General features: G+C 67.7%; 15 protein-coding genes. 2 read left to right on the top strand and 13 right to left on the bottom strand.

Annotated elements, in window-relative coordinates; genetic code table 11:
- Nucleotides 1–44: 44 nt before the first annotated feature.
- The 5 genes from HUA78_RS33560 to HUA78_RS33580 form a co-directional block, all read right to left on the bottom strand.
- Nucleotides 45–1616, bottom strand: a complete 1572-nt coding sequence (locus HUA78_RS33560) for an adenylate/guanylate cyclase domain-containing protein (RefSeq protein WP_174478016.1) — start codon at nt 1614–1616, stop codon at nt 45–47.
- Between the two features lie 78 nt (nt 1617–1694).
- Entirely contained in the window at nt 1695–2720 is a 1026-nt protein-coding gene (locus HUA78_RS33565; protein ID WP_141643834.1) for an inorganic phosphate transporter, read from the bottom strand.
- Between the two features lies 1 nt (nt 2721).
- Nucleotides 2722–3348: a DUF47 domain-containing protein gene (locus HUA78_RS33570; protein WP_174458456.1), complete on the bottom strand. Its 627-nt coding sequence runs from the start codon at nt 3346–3348 to the stop codon at nt 2722–2724.
- Nucleotides 3349–3584: 236 nt separating this feature from the next.
- The gene (trxA, locus tag HUA78_RS33575; RefSeq protein WP_141643836.1) at nt 3585–3911 is read right to left on the bottom strand and encodes a thioredoxin; all 327 of its coding nucleotides are present in this window, start codon (nt 3909–3911) and stop codon (nt 3585–3587) included.
- Nucleotides 3912–4034: 123 nt separating this feature from the next.
- The gene (locus tag HUA78_RS33580) at nt 4035–4937 is read right to left on the bottom strand and encodes a LysR family transcriptional regulator (protein ID WP_174461677.1); all 903 of its coding nucleotides are present in this window, start codon (nt 4935–4937) and stop codon (nt 4035–4037) included.
- Between the two features lie 133 nt (nt 4938–5070).
- Between HUA78_RS33580 and dusA the strand changes: the two genes are divergently transcribed.
- Nucleotides 5071–6066, top strand: a complete 996-nt coding sequence (gene dusA, locus HUA78_RS33585; RefSeq protein ID WP_141646607.1) for a tRNA dihydrouridine(20/20a) synthase DusA — start codon at nt 5071–5073, stop codon at nt 6064–6066.
- Nucleotides 6067–6098: 32 nt separating this feature from the next.
- Here the strand turns inward: dusA and HUA78_RS33590 are convergent, their stop codons facing one another.
- The 8 genes from HUA78_RS33590 to HUA78_RS33625 all read right to left on the bottom strand — a co-directional run bounded on the left by HUA78_RS33590 (nt 6099) and on the right by HUA78_RS33625 (nt 18114).
- Nucleotides 6099–7004, bottom strand: coding sequence for a Virginiamycin B lyase (locus HUA78_RS33590; protein WP_174478017.1), 906 nt, complete (start codon nt 7002–7004; stop codon nt 6099–6101).
- 162 nt (nt 7005–7166) lie between these two features.
- Nucleotides 7167–9119 (bottom strand): hypothetical protein, encoded by a 1953-nt coding sequence (locus tag HUA78_RS33595; RefSeq protein WP_174478018.1) that lies wholly within the window; start codon nt 9117–9119, stop codon nt 7167–7169.
- Nucleotides 9120–9315: 196 nt separating this feature from the next.
- Nucleotides 9316–9870: a CGNR zinc finger domain-containing protein gene (locus HUA78_RS33600; protein ID WP_174478019.1), complete on the bottom strand. Its 555-nt coding sequence runs from the start codon at nt 9868–9870 to the stop codon at nt 9316–9318.
- A gap of 9 nt (nt 9871–9879) precedes the next feature.
- The gene (locus HUA78_RS33605) at nt 9880–10809 is read right to left on the bottom strand and encodes an arginase family protein (protein WP_174478020.1); all 930 of its coding nucleotides are present in this window, start codon (nt 10807–10809) and stop codon (nt 9880–9882) included.
- Nucleotides 10810–11096: 287 nt separating this feature from the next.
- Nucleotides 11097–13712 (bottom strand): hypothetical protein, encoded by a 2616-nt coding sequence (locus HUA78_RS33610; protein ID WP_174478021.1) that lies wholly within the window; start codon nt 13710–13712, stop codon nt 11097–11099.
- 297 nt (nt 13713–14009) lie between these two features.
- The gene (locus HUA78_RS33615; RefSeq protein ID WP_174478022.1) at nt 14010–15491 is read right to left on the bottom strand and encodes a sensor histidine kinase KdpD; all 1482 of its coding nucleotides are present in this window, start codon (nt 15489–15491) and stop codon (nt 14010–14012) included.
- Nucleotides 15491–17656: an ATPase domain-containing protein gene (locus HUA78_RS33620; RefSeq protein WP_141646602.1), complete on the bottom strand. Its 2166-nt coding sequence runs from the start codon at nt 17654–17656 to the stop codon at nt 15491–15493. Before HUA78_RS33620 ends, HUA78_RS33615 begins: the two co-directional genes overlap by 1 nt.
- A complete protein-coding gene (locus HUA78_RS33625; protein WP_174465430.1) occupies nt 17653–18114 on the bottom strand; it encodes a hypothetical protein in 462 nt (153 codons plus the stop codon). The genes HUA78_RS33620 and HUA78_RS33625 overlap by 4 nt, the downstream gene beginning before the upstream one ends.
- Nucleotides 18115–18685: 571 nt before the next feature.
- On the opposite strand from HUA78_RS33625, the gene HUA78_RS33630 reads away from it, so the two are divergent.
- Nucleotides 18686–18985 carry a hypothetical protein gene (locus tag HUA78_RS33630; protein WP_246137575.1) on the top strand — a complete coding sequence of 100 codons (300 nt, stop codon included), beginning with the start codon at nt 18686–18688 and terminating at the stop codon, nt 18983–18985.
- The last annotated feature ends 73 nt before the right edge of the window (nt 18986–19058 follow it).

The following is a 19058-nucleotide window of genomic DNA, read 5'->3' on the forward strand; positions in this document are numbered from 1 at the left end:
CAAGCCACCCTCCCGAACGAGCGGGCGAGGGCCGTGTCGCTCCATCAGTCCCACGCCACCTGGTGGAGCGTCAGGGCGTCCTGCTTGCCCTTGACCCGGGTGGGCGGCAGCGTCGTCAGGCGCCAGGTCGACTCGCGCAGTCGGGCGCGGGTGGCCTCCGAGAGGACGACCTCTCCCGCCTTCGCCACGCCGCACACGCGACTGGCCACGTTGGTGACGTCACCCAGGGTGGCGTACTGCAGATAGTGCCCGGAGCCGATGTTGCCCGCCGCGGCGGGGCCGCTGTTGAGTCCCACGTGGATGCGCAGCTCCGGGTGGCCCTTCGCGCGGAAGCGTGCGTTGAGCGCCACCAGCGCGCGTTGCATGTCCACCGCCGCGCGCACGGCCCGGTCCGCGTCGTCGTCCCGGGAGAAGGGCGCGCCCCAGACGGCCATCAGCGCATCGCCGATGTACTTCTCCAGCGTCCCCTCGTGACGGAAGACCGCATCCGCCATCACCGGGAAGTACTCGTTGAGCATGTCCACGACTTCCCGGGGACGCAGCGACGCCGACAGCGGCGTGAAGTCGGAGATGTCCGCGAAGAGCACCGTCACCTCCGTCTCCACCACCTCCAGCGACGCGCCCGGTGACGCGTTGAGCCTGCGGACCACGGCGGGAGGGAAGAAGCGCAGGTACGTGTTGCGCAGCACGGCCTCCTCTTCCAACCGTCGCGCCAGCCGCGCGTTGTCGATGGCGACCGCGGCCTGGTTGGCGAAGGCGGTGAGGAACTCCAGGTCCTGCTCCGTGAAGAGCCCGCCCTGCGAGCGGTTGTCCACGTAGAGCACGCCCAGCCAGGTGTCGCGCGGACGCAGCGGCACGCACATGGCGGAGAGGATGGCCTGCGAGCGGATGGAGGCGGAGCTGTCCAGGCGCACGTCTCGCTGGGCGTTGGCGAAGAGGGACGCCAGGCTGTGGGTGCGCACGAAGTCGACGATGCGCTGGCTGAAGAAGCGCTCCGGGAGCGTCTCTCCGCTCGCCGCGCGCGCCACGCGAGGGCGCAACTCTCCGGTGGCTTCGTCCACCAGCAACAGCGCCGCGCGGTCCACGCCGAGGATGCGGAAGACGAGCTGGAGGATGCGCTCCAGCAGCGTGTCCAGCGAGCCGGGCGAGGCGAGCAGTTGCGCCACGGCGAGCAGCACCTGGAGCCGCTCCCGCGTCGTGTCGCCCTCGGGTTCCGGTCGCACCCGCAGCCGGGGCACGTCCGCGTCCAGCAGGGTCTCCAGGGGAGACAGGGTGAAGCGCGTGTCCAGCGTGCGAGTGTGCAGCGGACTCAGCTCCTCCTCGGGCTCGGGGTCGCCCGCGAGCAGCTGGAACCACACCTCGCCGCAGCGGAAGGCCTCGCCTTCCTGGAGCACGTGCCGCTCGACGCGGACCTCTCCCATGAACGTGCCGTTCTTGCTGCCCTGGTCCACCAGCACCACGCGCGAACCCTGGCGCTCCAGCCGCGCATGGCGCCGCGAGATGCTCTTGTGGAGCACGCAGACGGAGCTCTCGTCCGTCCTGCCGATGGTGGTGGTGCCCTCGGAGAGCAGGAGCTCCTGCTCTCCCTCCCGCCCGGGGTTGAGGATGAGACGCATGGAGTGGGGAATGCTAGCACCCGCCCGCGGGCCTCTCGAAGGAAGTGGCCGGCGCGGGCGGGCAGGGGGAGGCCGGACTCAACCCACCAGCCGGACGACCACCTGGGTAAGCCCGTAGACGAGCAGCGCCATGAGCGCGGCGGCGGGGATGGTGAACACCCAGGCCCAGATGATGCGGCCGGCCACGCCCCACTTCACCGCGCGCCAGCCGCGCGTGGAACCCACGCCGACGATGGCACCGGTGATGGTGTGGGTGGTGGACACGGGGATGCCCAGCTCCGCCAGCGCGATGATGGTGACGCCGCCACCCGTCTCCGCGCTGAAGCCGCCGATGGGCGCCAGCTTCGTGAGGCTGTGGCCCATGGTGCGGATGATGCGCCAGCCGCCGAAGAACGTGCCCAGGGCGATGGCCGCGTGACAGGAGATGATCATCCACCAGTCAATGTGGAACGGGCGGTCCTTCCAGATGGTGCCGAAGAGGACCACCGCGATGATGCCCATCACCTTCTGCGCGTCGTTGGTGCCGTGGCTGTACGAGAAGATGGCGGAGGACACGAGCTGGAGGCGGCGGAACCACCGGTCCACGTAGGTGGGCGTCTGCTTGTGCACCACCCAGGTGCTGATGAGCATCAGCGTCATGCCCAGGAACGTGCCGATGAGGGGCGAGAGCACGATGAAGGCGGCGATCTTCGCGATGCCCGCGCCCATCAGCCCCTTGAAGCCCAGCACCGGCACCGTCGCGCCAATCATTCCTCCGGCGAGCGCGTGTGACGAGGAGGAGGGCAGGCCCCACCACCACGTCAGGAGGTTCCAGGCGATGGCGCCCATCAGCGCGGCGAAGATGACCGACAGCACGGCCGAGGGGCCCGCGCCGCGCAGCATGTCGAAGTTGATGATGCCCTTGCCCATGGTGTTGGCGACATGGACACCCCCGCTGAAGGCGGCGATGAAGTTGAAGAAGGCGGCCCACGCCACGGCCAGGTTCGGTGACAACACCCGGGTGGACACCACGGTGGCGATGGAGTTCGCCGCGTCGTGGAAGCCGTTGATGAAGTCGAAGATGAGGGCGACTCCGACGATCAGGATGACGGCGGCGAGTAGCATCTCAGGAGTGCTCCAGCACCACACCCTCGATGACGTTCGCCACACCCTGACACTTGTCCGTGGCGGTCTCGATGAGGTCGTAGATCTCCTTCCACTTGATGATGGTCAGAGTGTCGACCCCGCTCTTGAAGAGCCGGCCCAGCCCGGAGCGCAGCACCTCGTCCGCCTGCGTCTCCAGCCGCTTGATTTCCTTGCAGCCGGCCAGAATCTGCTCGGGCTTCTTGATGAGCCGCAGCGCCGCCACCACCTCCTGCACCTTCTCCGAGGACAGGACCAGCAGGCGCGCCAGCTCCGTCGCATCCGGCAGGCTGCTCTGGATTTCGTAGTAGTGCAGCCGGGACGCGGCCGCGTTCGCCAGGTCCAGCACGTCGTCGATGCGCGACAGCAGCGAGTGAATCTGTGTCCGGTCGAACGGGGTGATGAACTGTTTGTGCAGGCGATTGAAGGCGGTGTGGGTGACTTCGTCGCCGTGGTGCTCCACGTCCTTGAGCGCGCGGACCCGTGCGGGCACATCGCGATAGTCGCTCAACAGTTCGTACAGCATCTTCGCGCCCTGGACTGTCGCGGCGCACTGCTTGTCGAAGTCGTCGAAGAACTCGTCCGACTTGGGCATCAGCCTTTCGAGCATGGCTACCTCCCGGTTGGGCATGCCCGGGGTGTCACCTGGTCGTGACGCTCCCGTGGCGCGCCCGTGACTACCTCACCTGGGGATAATCGCCAGCCTTCCTTTTTGACTTGCAACTGAAAGCCAGTCACCACAGAGGGCGGCCGTACTCCCGGCCGGTGCTACAGGCCGGGCGCGCCAGGGGTGGGCTGCTGTCGTCCTGGCGCCCCTCTGTCTCCAGCCATTAGCCGGGGCCTGTCTCAGAGCCAGGCGAGCAGCTCCTGCTCCAGCCGCGCCCGGGGCATCGCGCCCACGAGCTGGCGGACCACCTTGCCCTCCTTGAACACGAGCAGGCAGGGCAAGGCGCGGATGCCGTAGCGCTGCGCCGCCTCCTGGTGGGCGTCCACGTCGATTTTCGTCACCTTGAGCCGGCCCCGGTACTCGACCGCCAGCGCATCGAGGATGGGGGAGATGAACCTGCACGGGGGACACCACGCGGCGGTGAAGTCCACCAGCACGGGCCCCTTTGCTTCCAGTACTTCCCGGTCGAACTCCGCGTCTCCCAGCTCGATGACGTCCGCCGCCATGTCCTGTCCTCCTCGTGGGGCACGGCCCGCGGGGCCGCGCCTTGCGTGTGGAGGGAAGGTGTAGTGGCCCCAGGGCCCCGGAACGAGAGCCCCTGGCGGAACGCTTCGTTGCGGGAAGTGCTCCTAACGGGCGCGGCCCGGCGCGGTGGCCTCTTCCCAGGGAAGCGCGGCGCCGCGCTCACCCAGGAGCGTCAGGAAGGCGCGCACCTTGGGGGGAAGCTGCCGGCTGCTGGGGTAGACGGCGAAGATGGGGATGCCCGGTGGCGTCTCTGTCTCCAGCACGGGGACGAGCAGCCCGTTCCTCACGTCGTCGACGACGAGCGACGCGGGCAGCCGCACCACGCCCAGCCCCGCGCGAGCCGCCGCCTGTCCCGCGCGCACACTGGGCACCCGCAGCCTTCCGGTGACGGGGACACTCCTCGCGGTGCGGCCCTCTCCGAAGAACCAGACCTCGTCGGTGCCGGGCTCGGCCAGCACGACGCAGGCGTGGCCCTGGAGCTCCGCCGGGGTCTTCGGGGTGCCCTGACGGGAGAGGTAGGCGGCGCTGGCGTAGTAGCCGGTGCGCAGGCGCCCCAGCTTGCGCGCCACCAGCGACGAGTCCGCCAGCGGGCCCGTGCGCAGCGCCAGGTCGTACTCCTCCGCGATGAGGTCCACGTGGGCCTCGGCGAGGGAGACCTCCACGCGCAGGAGCGGGTGGCGCAGGAGCAGCTCGGCGATGACGGGCGTGAGCAGCTCGCCCAGCAGGGAGAGGGTGGCGATGCGCAGGGTGCCCTGGGGCGTGGTGCGGGACTCACCCAGCGCGCGGTTCACCTCGCGGGCCTCGGCGACCAGCCGCGCGCAGTGGGCGTGGTAGTCGCGCCCGGCCTCGGTGAGCCTCAAGTGGCGGGCGTTGCGCTCCAGGAGGCGCACCCCCAGGCGCTCCTCCAGGGCGGAGAGCCGGCGGCTGACGGTGGACTTGCGCAGGCCCAGTCGCGTGGAGGCGGCGGTGATGCCGCCCGCGGTCACCACCTCCGAGAAGAGGAGCATGTCATCCAGAAGGGGCGGGCTCGGCGGCACGCGGACAGCCTAACCGGGACGGTTGTCCGGCTCCTCTCCCTTCGGGCCCCCGGGCGTCACTGGGGGGTGGGCAGGGGAGGGAAAGCCGGGTAGAGGAGGTCCGATGCCTTCCCGACCCATGCCGTTGTGTGTCGCGCCGATGATGGACTGGACGGACCGCAACTGCCGGTACTTCCACCGTCAAATCAGCCAGCACACGCTGCTGTACACGGAGATGCTGACCACGGGCGCCGTGCTCCATGGCGACCGCGAGCGGCTGCTGGGCTACGAAGCGGCCGAGCATCCGGTGGCCATCCAGCTCGGTGGCTCGGAGCCGGAGGCCCTGGCCGAGTCCGCGCGCATCGCCGAGTCGTGGGGCTACGCCGAGGTGAACCTCAACGTGGGCTGCCCCAGCGACAGGGTGCAGTCCGGCCGGTTCGGCGCGTGTCTCATGGCGGAGCCGGAGCTGGTGGCGCGGCTGGTGGGCGCCATGCGCGCGGCGGTGAAAATCCCGGTGACGGTGAAGTCGCGCATCGCCATCGACGAGATGGAGGAGTGGTCCACGTTGGAGCGCTTCGTGCGCCTGGTGGCCGCCGAGGGCTGCACGCGGTTCATCGTCCATGCGCGCAAGGCGTGGCTCCAGGGCCTGAGTCCCAAGGAGAACCGGGACGTGCCGCCCTTGCGCTACGACCTGGTCCACCGGCTCAAGCAGGAGCTGCCCCACCTGGATATCAGCATCAACGGGGGCATCAAGACGCTGGATGCCGCCGCCGAGCACCTCGCGCACGTGGACGGGGTGATGATTGGCCGCGCCGTCTACGAAAACCCCTACCTGCTCGCGGACGCGGACCGTCGCTTCTTCGGCGGGCAGGAGGCTCCGCGCGAGCGGCACGAAGTCGTGGAGGCCATGCTCCCGTACATCGAGCGCAGCCGTCAGCGGGGCGCGCCGCTCAGCGCCGTCACTCGGCACATGCTCGGCTTGTTCCAGGGGCTACCCGGTGCGCGCGCGTGGCGCAGGCACCTGAGTGAGAACGCGCACAAGCCGGGCGCGGGTCCGGAGGTCGTCGTGGCGGCGCTCGCGAAGGTGCGTCGCGAGCCGGAAGCGGTCGTCGCGGCCTGAGCGTCGCGCCGTCGGAACGGACGTGGCGGTCCTCAAGGGAGCGAGAAGCGCCCGATGCGTCCTGCTTCCTCGGCGAACCACAGGGCTCCATCCGGGCCGACGGTGATTCCGTGTGGCTCCGCCTTCCGCGTGGGGATGGCGTACTCCGTGACGACCCCGGAGGTCGTCATCCGCCCGAGGTGATTGCTGCCCCACTGCGTGAACCACAGGGCCCCGTCGGCCCCCGTGACGATGGCGTGGGGACGTGCTCCCGAGCGGAGCAACGGGTACTCGGTGATGTTCCCCTCCGTCGTGATTCGTCCAAGCTGGTCCGCGAGAATCTCGACGAACCAGAGCGCGCCGTCGGGGCCCCACGTGATTCCCACGGGCCCCGCCTTGGCCGTGGGCAGGTCGTAGCCGGTGACCTGTCCATCCACGGTGATGCGCCCGATGCGGTTGCCCTGATTCTCCGTGAACCAGAGCGCGCCATCCGGCCCGGCGGTGATGAACGAGGGATAACAACCGGCCTGGAGCGGGAACTCCGTGACGCCGCCGTCCGGTGTGAGCCGCCCAATCCGATGCACGGTCATCTCCGTGAACCAGAGCGCACCGTCAGGTCCGGCGCAGATGCCGAACGGACCGGCTTGCGGCGTCGGCAACGTGAACTCGGTCACCTCTCCGCTCATCGTCACGCGGCCCACGCGGTTCGCCTTCTGCTCGGTGAACCAGAGCGCGCCGTCGGGCCCGGCGGTGATGATGGACGGCCCGGCTTCAGGTGTCGGCAGCGGGAAGCTCGTCACCTGGCCCTGGACGTCGACGCGTCCGACTCGGCCCGAGTGAACCTCGGTGAACCACAGCGCCCCGTCCGCTCCCTTGACGATTCCATAGGGGCCCGTGGACGCGGACGCCAGGGGGTACTCGACGAACTGACCGTGCTCGGAACCAGGGGCCTGCGCCATCGGGTGTCTCCAGGAGGAACATGAAGTGCCCGTCGGACCCTCTCCCGTGAGGTCACCCACGTCCAGTGCGCGGAGCGCCCTGTCGCGCGCGTGTTCCGCTCAAGACACAACAAAGCCCGGGCCTCCTCTCGGGGACCCGGGCCTTGGGCGAAGCGGTCAGGCTCAGCCGATGACCAGCTCGCCGGGCAGCGGCTTCTTGCCACCGTCCTGGAACAGCCCGAAGTAGCTCTCCGCCAGCTTGTACTCGTTGTACGCCGGCGAGCAGGCCATGTTGCGCACCGCCATCAGCGGGTCGTTCGGCTTGCCGTCGTAGTCGGTGAGCAGGACGTTGATGCCCATGTGCCCGCCGTTCTCCGCCTGGATGCCGGAGCGCCGCTGCATCTCCTGGATGTCGCTGGCGGTGAGGTTGAGCGTGATGGGCTTGTCGTTCTCACGGGCCGCCTTCGCCTTCGCCGAGTCACCCGTGTACGAGTACACGAGCAGCTCGCGCGCGTTGTCGTCCTTGGTGTCGAACTTCATCGCGAACTTCTCGGAGCCGGGGATGAGCTTGCCGTCCGTGCCGTACTTCTGCTCGATGGTGACGTCCGGGTGGTCGCCACCGTAGGTGATGTCGGACGTCATCGACTTCGTCCCATCCGGGTGGTGGGTGATGAGGTACTCGCCCGTGTTCGTCGTGCCGTCCGACTCGATGCTGAAGGGACCCACGTCGATGCCGACCTTGCCGCCCGTCGACTCGTAGTTGATCTTGTCGAAGCGCAGCGTGTTGGCCACGCCCGGGCCTTCCTTCTCCGGCATCCGGCCGTCCTTCGCGAAGGCGTCGTACGCCTTCTTCCCGTCCGGGTTGGACAGGTCGAACTCGGCGGTGCGCAGCTTGTACTCCTTCAGCGTGTCGGAGCGGCCCATGCTCACCGACACCGGGCCCACGCCCAGGCTCACCTTGCCGTTGTTCTCGATGAACTCCGTGGGGCCCGCCGTCATCGACAGCTTGTCGCCATCGCGGCTCACTTCGATGGACATGCCCTTGCCGGACTTCACGTCGCCGGAGATGCCCAGCTCGGCCGCGTGGTAGGACAGGCCCACGTCCAGGCCGTAGCCGGCGAACTGGCCCTGCTCCATCTTCACGGAGGTGCCGTCCGGAATCGTCTCGGCGTTGAGCGGATGCGGAGGCGCGATTTCGCCACGCTTCAGCTTCTCGTAGTCGGCCTCCTTCATCTTCACTTCGTACGTCATCGTCTTGCCGGCCTCGACGCTCCCCTCCACGGAGGCGCCCACGCCGACCTTGGCCTTGGTGAACTCCACCGTCCCGGACGCGGACACGGACGTCTCGGCGTTGATGGAGACGGTGACGTACCCGTCCTCCTTCTTCACGTCCTTCTCGAGCGTGTCGCTGAACTCGACGGACACCGGACCCGCCTGGCCCGGAATCTTCGTCTCGTACGGCTCGGTGGTGACGGGGTTGGGCGCGCCGCCGATGTCCGCCGGGTAGTCGGCGACCATCATCTTCTGCAGCTCGGGCGACACGTTCGCGTCGGCCAGGGCCTGGGTGCGCTCGGGCGAGCCCGCCTCGGTGGAGAAGATCTTCGCGGCGGACGTGCCGGGGATGGTGCCCGCCTCGCTGTAGTGAGGCTGCTCCTTCAGGTACGCCGGCATGTCCTCGTAGCTCTTGCCGTTGCTCGGGTCCAACACGCGCTCGCCCTGGCGGACGACGACGTGGCCCGACTGGCCCTCGGCACCCGGGCGCGAGTCCTTGAGGAACACCAGGTCAGAGCGGCCCTGCAGCTCCGGCGAGGACTTGCTGACGAAGTCCGCGGCCTTGTCGAGGCAGTTGACCTTGCCGTCCTTGCTGTTCTCCGAGAACAGCGACGTGGAGGGCGCGCTCTTGCCGTCCAGGTTCAGCTTGTTCTTCGCGCCAGCGGGCTCGAAGGTCGACTTGTTCTTCTGCGCCTCCGCCACCTTGCGAGCGGCCTCGGCGGCCTGCTTCGCGGCGGCCTCCGCCGCCTTACGAGCGGCTTCCGCTGCCCGACGCGCCGCCTCTTCCGCGGCCCTGCGAGCCGCTTCCGCCGCACGTCGTGCCGCCTCTGCTGCCCCACCGTCACCAATGCGCTCGGTACCCATGGTGTCTCTCCTCGAAGTCGTACGAATTTCCCAATTCTCGGGAGAAGGAGCGAGAGGTTGCGTACGGGCTGGAAGTTCGTGGGGTTTTGCGGGCCGAGCCCTGTCACGGAGTGAGAAATCGGGGCGGAACCCATACGTGGAGCGAAGGTGGGCACCGGATGTGTGCCTGGTGCTCACGCCGTGTCGTGGCGGTGGATCAGCGCTTGGGGGGGCTGGCGCGGAAGCGCTGGAGCTTGGTGCGGTTGCCGCAGACGGCCATGGAGCACCAGCGTCCGGAGCGGTTCTTGGACGTGTCGTAGAAGGCTTCCTGGCAGGCGCCCGCCGCGCAGACCTTCATCCGGGGCCAGTGGCCGTCGCGTTGGGTGGAGACGACGGCGGCGAACAGTTCGCCCAGGGCCTTCCATCCGCCCGTGCCGGCGGGACGCAGCCGCACTCCGTCGGGGCCGAAGCCGACGGTGAGGGGACTGGAGGCGGCCACGCGGTCCAGGATGCGCGGCTCGGAGGCGGGCAGGGACTCTCCGGTATGGGAGAGCAGCACGGCGCGCAGGGCCTCACGGGCCTCGATGGCGGCCTTGAAGGACTCAGGGGTGAAGGTCTCTGCTGAAGACAGGAGGCCGCGCGCGCGGAACCAGGTGGTGAGTGCGTCCGAGGTGGGCACCGCGTCGACGAGCTTCTCCACGTCCAGCGTGTTGACGAAGTCGAGCAGCAGCACGACATCCGTCGGGAGCCCGGGGCTGTGCGCATCGGCCATGGCCGGGGCCTATCGCGTCCTGGGCGTGGGCACCAGGGCCCCCAGCCCCGTGGCCAGGCTGTCCACCAGCGCGCGGGCCGCGTGGCGCTCGGGGTCCAGGCTCGGGTCGTAGATGGTGACGTCCATTCCCACCGCGAGCCCGGAGGCGACGAGGTGGGCCACCAGCTCGCCCAGCTCCTCGACACTCAAGCCGTCGGGTTGGCGGGAGTCGACGGCGGGCATGACGTCGTCATCCATGACGTCCGCGTCCAGGTGCATCCAGAAGCCGCTCACGCCGGAGGCGCGGAACCTCGCGAGGGCCTGCTCCACGCTGGCGGCGATGCCGTCCTGGCGCAACGTGTTCAAGTCCATCCAGCCCATGGCGGTGTCGCGCACATGTTCGGCGGAGACCTGCGCGCCCCAGTGCTCCAAATCCCTGACGCCGAGCACCGCCACGTCCGCGTCCCGCACCAGGGGCCCGCGTCCCTCCAGGTTGGACAGTACCGCGGGGCCACGCCCGGAGGAGAACCAGAGGTCCATGCCGGCCGCGCCGCCCAGCTCGGAGGCTTCGGGGGGCCAGAAGTCGGTGTGCCCGTCCATGAAGGCGAGGCCGTGGTGGGCGCCCGTGCGCTTCAGGCCGAGGAGGCAGCCGAGCAGGATGCTGCAATCGCCTCCGAGCACCAGCGGGAAGCGCCTGTCGCGTACGACTCCTTCCACCACGTCGGCGAGCCGCGAGCTGAACTCCGCGATTCCTCGTGGGTTGATGACCCGGGTCTCCTTGTCGCGCTGGGGCTCATAGGGACCGGGCTTCACGGTGTGCTCGACCTGGGCCTTGAGCCGATGTCCCAGGCCCGCTTCCAGCAGGGCCCCCGGAAGCAGGTCCACCCGAGGCGTCCGCCTGTCGGGGCGACTGAGTCCAAGGCCAGAGGGCGCGGCGATGAGGGCGATGGGCGGTGGCATGGGCACTCCGCGGACGGATGGGTAACCGTCGTATTGATTTAAGTGGTTTCGATGAAGGTAGCCCCGGTGCTGGGCGGATGCAACCATCCAAGTTGAATGGGTGGTTACGATGGGCACCCGAAGGGGGGCACCGAGCCTCAAGAGCAAGATGATCTGTTGGAGCAGCTCCGGGGTCGCCACTCGAGTGGAGCCACCCCGACGATGAAGTGGTGAAGCAAGGGCCCCGGAACGCCTGAGTGCGCCCGGGGCCCCTCGAATTCATGACGAAGGGTCAGCCCACTGGTCCGCTACGGGAGGCGAACGAAGCGCAGGCCGTACCAGGAGCCGCCGATGCGGGTGCGACCGTAGAAGCTACCGGCCTTCATCGAGTACTTGTAGTTGACCTGGGTCGGCGGGGTGCCCGGCGGCCCGGCGACGCCGCCATTCTGGACGTAGCGGATGCCCGCGTTCGCGTCGAACCACCAGGTGTTCTGGTGGCTGTAGCACTGGGGCTTCTCACCCTGGCCGGAGACCCACCGGAGCTTGTGTGCCTCGTTGATGTCGCTCACCATCTTGGTGTGCGCCGCGTACCGCGTGTTGTAGGTCCAGTCGATGGCATCCATGACGTTCCGCTCGATGGCCTTCCAGACGTTGGTGTAGACGCTTCCGATGAGCGTGTTGATGGCCCCGCTGATCCAGTCCGCGACGTTCTGGGTGGTGATGGGGCCCCCAGGGCCGGGAGGATTGAAGTTCACGGCGATGTTGGCCGCCTTCACCACCCAGTTGCCAATCTTGTAGTCAGCCAGGCTGCTGAGCTTCGGCTTGACGAGGGTGTTGAAGTACTGGGGATAGGGAACGATGTAGCTGGTATCGAGCTTCATGTTGTCCATGCCGACGACAATCTCATCGCCGTAGGACGGTCCCCAGTAGCCGATGCCCAGGAAGCGCTTCTTGCGCTGCAGCTTGGCCTTGATGTCGATTTTGTGGAACCCGACCTCGACGCCGAAGAGCTTGAACTGGAAGCCGGGTGACTGGGCCTTGAAGACGAAGCGCCTGTTGCCGGGCATGCCGACCGACTCGGAGCGACTGAAGTTCGAGCCGACCGTATAGGCAGGCATGTTGAACGCGGGCGGCGTCAGGTTGCAGCTGGGCGGAGGCGTGGAGGCGCCATCGCAGATCCACTCCTGGAGGCCGTTGCCGGAGTACGTCTGACCGCAGCCCGCGACGTTCCACAGGTTGGGGGGCTTGGCGGTGACGGACACCGCGGTGACCGAGCTCGTCCCCGGGAAGAACTTCCGACAGTACGTGAGCGGCGCGATGCTGGCGCCCGAGGTGCAATCGGAGTCCTTGAGCCAGGCTCCGCCCGCGGCCTTGTGCGCGTTGACCTTGCCGGACCAGTACGAGATTCGACCGAGTTCCGTGCCGCCCAGCGCCCGGACCCGCGAGTCATCCTCTGCCTGGGGCGCGCCCCGCTGCCGGCCGAGGAAATCCGCGACCTGTGTGGCCCCACTCGCGGCGGAGGGCTCGTCGGCGAAGTCCGCCATGGCCAGCGTGGTGCCTCCGCCGCCGCCACCCTCGGCGTCGAGGCCGAGCAGCTTCACCGACGGCGTGCCGAAGTTTCCAACCTTGCGGATGACGCCCGGCAGGACCTGATACGCGCCGTTGGGGAGGGCGACCTCTCCCGGAATCGACTGGAAATTGGGGTCGGTGTTCATCGCATAGGCATGGGTGTTGAGCCAGGCGCGATATGCGGGGATGGACGCCGCGTCGACCTGGAACACGCCCAGGTTGGTGAGCTGGTAGAGCTGGCCTTCGACCATCACCTGGAGCTCCTGGTCGACGAGGCGGCGCAGGGTGTCGTCCTCGGCGAGGAAGGCCTTGAGGTCGTCGACGAACTCGGCGTAGTCGACGTCGACGATGGCGTCACCCGGCTGCTCTCCCGGGCGGGCATTGTCCAGATACGTCTTCGCGCTCACGAACCCGGCGGGCAGCATCTGGTCCTGACTGGGAGCCGCGGTGATGTTGTAGACCACCGTTCCCTGGCAGGTGCCCGTCGAGAAGCAGCCGAGCCGCACCTCGAACGTACCCGTGCGGTCCGCGGTGTAGGCGATGCGACTGCCGTGGTCGCTGCAGGCGTCGTCACTGCCGAAGATGTCGACATTGCCGTCGGCGTCGATGAGCTTCAGGTACGTATCACCCACCAGACCGGAGCCCGCGAGGCCGCAGGTGCCAACGTCGAGCACCTGCCCCTGCGTCAGGTGGAGGACCAGGGTCGAGTAGTTGGTGCTGGCGTTGTTCGTGTTCGAGCCCGTGAAGGTCCGTGCGCCGACGAGCGCCCCGTTCGCGTCGGGCGACAGGACCGAGTAGCTGACGGTGCCGCTGCAGGCGCCGTCCGAATAGCAGCCCATCCGGACTTCGTAGACCCCGTCGCTGGGGGCCGTGTAGGAGATGCGGCTGCCCGTGCCGCCACACGCGTCGTCGCCGGACGCGACCTCGGCGCCCCCGACAAGTGCCAGGCGAAGGAGGGTGTCTCCGGTGAAGGAGGCGCCGTCCAGGTCGCAGGTGCCGACCTCGAGCATCTGTCCGGCGTACAGTCGCACCTGGAAGCTCGGGGAGTTGGTGGTGGTGCTCGTCGTGGCGGAGGCGCTGAAGGGAGTGAGGCCGCTGCTGCCGGTGCTCCCGCCGGTGACTGAGTCCATCGCGGCATAGAAGGCGATGAAGTTGCTGGCCGTCCCGAAGTTCAGGACGCCATTCGGGAAGTTGCTGTCCACGAGCAGCGCTGGCGCCGTCCACGGGCGCGGTGGATAGACGCCATCCAGGTCGATGGAGCCGCTGGCGGCCTGGAGTTGGGAGGACGGCTCCTGTGGAACAACCGCCTCTTCGCCGCCACAGGCCAGAAGCCCGAGCGTACATGCTGCAATCAATAACGTTCTCATCCGAGTTGTCTCCGCTGGAAACCGGCGCGAGCCACGGTACGGCCGTAACTGATGCAACCGTGGAACCGCTGGTTGAGCGCCAATACCCTGTTTCAGGAGACACGCCAGGGTGTCACAGGGGACGTCGCGACGGGCATGCCAGGTGTGGTGACTGTTTTGACATTCCGAATCGCCCGATATAGCGCGCGAGCCCGCGAGGCCTCGGGAATGACACTGCTTTCGCGAGACATGACTCAGTCGATGCGCTTCGCCAGGACTGCCCCCAGGGAGTCCCTGGGCGTGACGTCACGGCGTGGCGGCCACGCCGACGTCCTCGGCGAAAGGCACCGTGAAGCGGAACGTCGCGCTGTGTCCCCACTCACTCTCCACCCAGATGCGGCCACCGTGTGCTTCGACGATTCCACTCGCGATGGCGAGCCCCAGGCCCGTCCCCTCGTACCGGGTCTCGCCGCTGCGCCAGTACCGGTCGAACAGGTGCTTGAGGTCCTCCCTCCGAATCCCCGGACCATCGTCCGCGACCGCGAACATGCACTCGTGCAGACGCGCCTCGACGCTGAGGGTGATGCTCCCGCCCTCCGCGGTGACCTTGGTGGCATTGCCGACCAGGTTGGACAGAACCTGGAGGATGCGAACGCTGTCGCAAAGAATGGGCGGGAGGCGCGGCTCGACCTCCGCGGTCATCGTCAGCAGATGTTCCTGCGCGACGCGCTCGAAGCTCGCCAGCGTCTCGTTGACCAGCGCGCCCGCGTCATTCGGCTGACGCTTGATGGAGAGGTGCCCGCGCTCGATGTTCACGAAGTCGAGCAGGTCGTCGATGAGCCGCATCATGCGCTCGGCCGCGCGTTGGATCCGCTCGACCCCCAGGGGAACAGGAAGCTCGGTCCGCCGCCTCGCGGTGGCTCCCTGCTGTGTGAGCGCGCCGGCGGTCATGATGATGGTCGAGAGGGGGTTCTTCAGGTCGTGAGACACCACCCCGAGGATCTGCTCACGCTCTCTCACCGCGACCTGCGCCTGTTTGTAGAGTTGGGCATTCTCCCTGGCGAGCGCCTCGTATTTGTCACTCGAACTCTCGGCGACGAGGCGGTCTCGGTCGGCCGCGGCGCCTCGCGTCTCCGCCTGGGAACGCTCCTCCTCGGCGTTCTCGCGTCGGGTGATGTCGCGCCGCCACGCGCGGTCGCGCTCGAGCGCGATCGCGAGCTGATTGGCGATGGCATTGACGAAGATCAGGTCCTTCTTGTCGAGGGACATGGCCCCTTCGAGCTGAAGGGCACCGAAGAGTGAGTGCTGGGCCACCACGAGCGGGATGACGATGAACCGCTTCTCTTCGTTCCCTTCAAGCTTCTCCTGCCAGGGCAGCAGGGTCTCACCCGGCTGCTCACTCAGTCCGAGGGACTCGGTCGACTTCGCGCCGACGAGGTAGGCGTAGGCTGCCTCCGCGTGTTCCTTGACCGCTCGCAGCCGTTCGGAATCCTGAAGTTCGGACGGCCAGACGATCATCTTCGACCGGCCGTTCTCTGTCTCGATGAGGACCGCGCTGCGCAGGGGCAGCGACTTCGCGAGGATGCCAAGCGCCGGGTCGAAGGACTTCGCGACGCTCTCGAAGCTCGCGAAGAGCTTGCTGATTTCATACAAGTGCTCGAGCCGCCGATAGGCCTGCTCCAGGCTCGCGAACGAAGGGTCGGCGGGGGGCGGGTCCCGCGTGCGCTGCCCGCCTGTCTCTTCTCGCGAATCAGGGTGAGGCCCCTTGTTTCGCCGACCAGAGCTCATCAGCGCCTCGTGTCTTCGGGGGCGGACCAGGAAGGCGTCGGGAGCTCACTCACGGACGAACCGATTCGCAGCCCCCCCCGCGAGACCGTCATGAAATACGTGCGTCGATCATGCTCACTGCCGCGAGTCTTCACGACCGTCAGCGTAGGCGCCAGGCGGCCCGCTGCTTCCTCGTAGCGCAGCATGAGCAGGTTGTCGGCGATGGGGGAGAGCCCCTGGTCGGTGACTCGCTCCATGGAGAAGAGCGAGGCCGACTCGAGCGTGAGGACGCTGGTGATTCCGAGGGTCTTGAAGCGGACCACCAGCTTGTAGAGCACGTGACGGAACTCGTCGATGGGCGTGTGTGCGGTCAGCAGCTGCGTCGCGGCGTCGAGCACGACGCGTGAGGCCTTCAGCGCCATGATCCGGTCCGACAGCACGGTCAGGAACTGCCCCGCGCGCAGGTGCTCCCGGGAGACGTAGAGCACCTGGATGAGGCCCGCGTCGAGCTGCGCGCGCAGCGGCAATCCCAGGGCCTCGGCGCTGGCGAGCAGTTGCTCGGGCCCCTCCTCCATCGAGACATAGAGGCCCGGCTCCCCAGCCCTGGCGCCCTCCAGGAGGAACTGGATTCCGAAGGTGCTCTTGCCGACGCCCGCGCTGCCAGAGACGAGGGTGGCGCTTCGCCTGAGCAACCCGCCGCCCATCAGCCCGTCGAGCCCGGGAGTGCCAGAGCGCAGCCGGGAGGATGCCTCCAGCGCGGGGGGAGGAGCCTCCACGCGGAGCTCTTCTCCGTAACGAGGGAAGATGGAGACCCCCCCGGCGCCAATGGCCATGGCGTGTCGGCCCTTGAGGTGAGCGGTGTTGCGAAGCTTGTACACCTCGACGTAGCGCTCGCGCTCCAGGCCCTCCTCCGTGGAGCTGAGGATGATGACGCCGTCCACCACGGTCTCCTCGACGCCCCTTCGGCTGACCTGATGGGAGCCGTAGGGGATGTCGGTGGGAAAGAAGCCGACGGCCTGGGCGTTCTGGACGATGCTGCAGAGGTGGAAGACCTTCTCGCGGCTGAGCTGCGGGTCCGTCACCTTGTCCAGGAACACCGAGACGGAGTCGATGACCACGCGCCGGGCCTTCAGGGCCTTGATGCGCTCGCGAATCATCAAGAGGTGGGCCTCCACCATGATGTCGGGCTGGGGGATGAAGACGATCTCCACCATGCCGCGCTCAATCTCCCTGTCGAGCTCCCAGCCGAGGCCCTTCGCGGCGGCGCGGAGGCGCTCCTCGCTCTCCTCGAAAGAGAAGAGGATGCCTTTCTCGCCCGCGAGCGCGCCCCGGTAGATGAACTCGAGAGAGAGGACGGTCTTTCCAGTGCCCGCGACGCCGCTGAGGAGGAGGCTGGACCCCCAGGGGATGCCGGGCCCGAGAATCTCGTCGAGCTTGGTGATGTGAGTCCTGCAGCGCTCCTGCGAGTTCTCCGGAATCGACTCGCGTTTGATGGCCTCGCGGGGAGCGAACATCTCCAGTCCGCTGGAGGTGATGAGGAAGGGATGCTCGTCCCGGCTGTGGTCCGTCCCCCGCATCTTGACGATCCTGAAGAAGCGCTGCTGCTCGCCCTGGGACACGCGCTGGGAGAGGACGAGGAGGCCGTCGACGATGGAGAAGAGGGGATTGCTCTCGTAGTCGGCGGGCCCGTATTCGCCGAGGAGCAGCGCGGTGGTCTCCCAAGCCATCAGGTTCACGGCGATTTCATAGCCGAACATCCGGAGCTCCTCCTTGGAGGTCGCCAGGTCGTCAAAGGCCTTGAAGCTGTCGATGACGACGATGTCTGGCTTGACCTGCTTGAGGTTGTCCATGATGAGCGCGAGCGCCGCATCAAAGCTCCTCAGCCGCAGCATGGCGCCGAGGTCCACGAACTGAACGCCCTCCTCGAACTTCTTCGGGTCGAAGAACGAGAACTGCTGGAGGTGCCGCAGCGTCTTCGCGGTCGGCTCGGAGAGGGTGTTGAAGGCGAGGACGCGGTGGGCGGCCGAGGCGTTGTGGAAGCAGATCTGCTGGGTGAGGGTCGTCTTGCCAGACCCGGGCGGGCCGCACACGGCGGTGACGGAGCCCTTGGGCAGGCCGCCCTTGAAGAGTTCATCGAGGTTGGGGACGCCCGTCTGAAGGCGCGGGATTTCGAATCTCTTCGTCATGACGTTGTGTCCTCGCCCGCGGCGACGCGTGGGCGAACCGCCTCCGGAAGTGCGACTTTGGAGAGCTCCGCATGCAGCTCCGGCGTTAAGATTTCAGCGGTCAGGTTGCCGAGCACGGTGAGGAACTCCACGAGCACGAATCGACTGCCCTCCCTCAAACCGGAGTCGCGCCCGGCGCGGACCTGTGCCCGGAGCTCTTCGAACTGGAGCCCCCTCTGCCGTTCGACCTTGAGGGACGAGAAGAGCGGGAACTGCTCGGAGGCATTGTGCAGAACGCGTCCAGCGATGGCGCTCAGGGTCACTTCTCCCAGCGTGGTCAACGTCTGTTTCCACAGCACGGTGAGGGCCGCTTCGAAGAGCTGGAGAAAGGCCTCCGTCGACAGATTCCTGTCGGCTCGGTCGAGCCAGGCGTCGACGCAGGTCGCGTGTCGACCTTCGTCAAGCACGGTTGCCCTCACCCGCCTGAGCGCCCCGTATCTCTGCTGGAAGGGCGTCGTCCCCGTGCTGAAGGAGCAACGTGCTCAGCGTGGCGGTGGAGCGGCCCACGTGCTCACCGGTGCCAAGCGGAAGCCGGGACGCCAGGGCTGGCGTGGCTTGGGTGATGCACGCCCGAAGTGCTCTGACTGCCCATCGCATTCTTTCCCGCTCTCGTCGTTTTGGACGCCCCGTCGAGATGGACGGGGCCGTACGGGCTGCACACAGGCGGACGAACAGATGCGTCAGACCGACTCAGTCGCAGGGCTGGTACTTCGAGGAAATATAGGGTCGATTGTTCAATCGAGGAGCGGCTGACAGGCGGGATGTGCGCCAGTTCGTACGCCAGTCAATACCACAAGGTGGCTCGCAAGGGCTCCGCTACCCCACCTTCAGGAATATTCCGCTGCTGAGCGCCGCCGGGTCGGCACGACGGCTGGGAGCACGGGAGCCTCACGCGAGCAGTCCGCCGCGACACCTTCCAACTACCCAGCCTCGCGGCGACAAACTCGCTGGGAGATTCGTCGACCCCATGACGCGCCCGACCGCGATGGCATGTCGCAGCGTATCCATGCGAGCGCCGCCCTGCCGCCAGGGCGCGGGGACTCCCGGCGCATATCGCGAGCGCTCATCTACGTGGGTTACAGGTTGAAGGCGGGCGGCATGCAACTCGTCCGCCGGGACGCGAGGACCGGGGTCGCCACCTGGGATGTCCCCATTCCCCGCTCCAAGGACGGCTCGCTCCCCTCCAGCATCCGGAAACAGGGCGACCGGCTCTATGTGCCACACTGGATGTGGCTGGATGTCTTTGACGCGAAGACAGGCAACCTGCTGGGCACCCTCGGCACCGGGTAGTCCCGGCCCTCCACACTTCCTCCATACCCTCCACGCATCCTCCTCCCACCTTGCCTGGCGCTTGGGGCGCCAC

It is taken from the genome of Myxococcus sp. CA033 (assembly GCF_013336625.1).
GTDB classification, from domain to species: Bacteria; Myxococcota; Myxococcia; order Myxococcales; family Myxococcaceae; genus Myxococcus; species Myxococcus llanfairpwllgwyngyllgogerychwyrndrobwllllantysiliogogogochensis.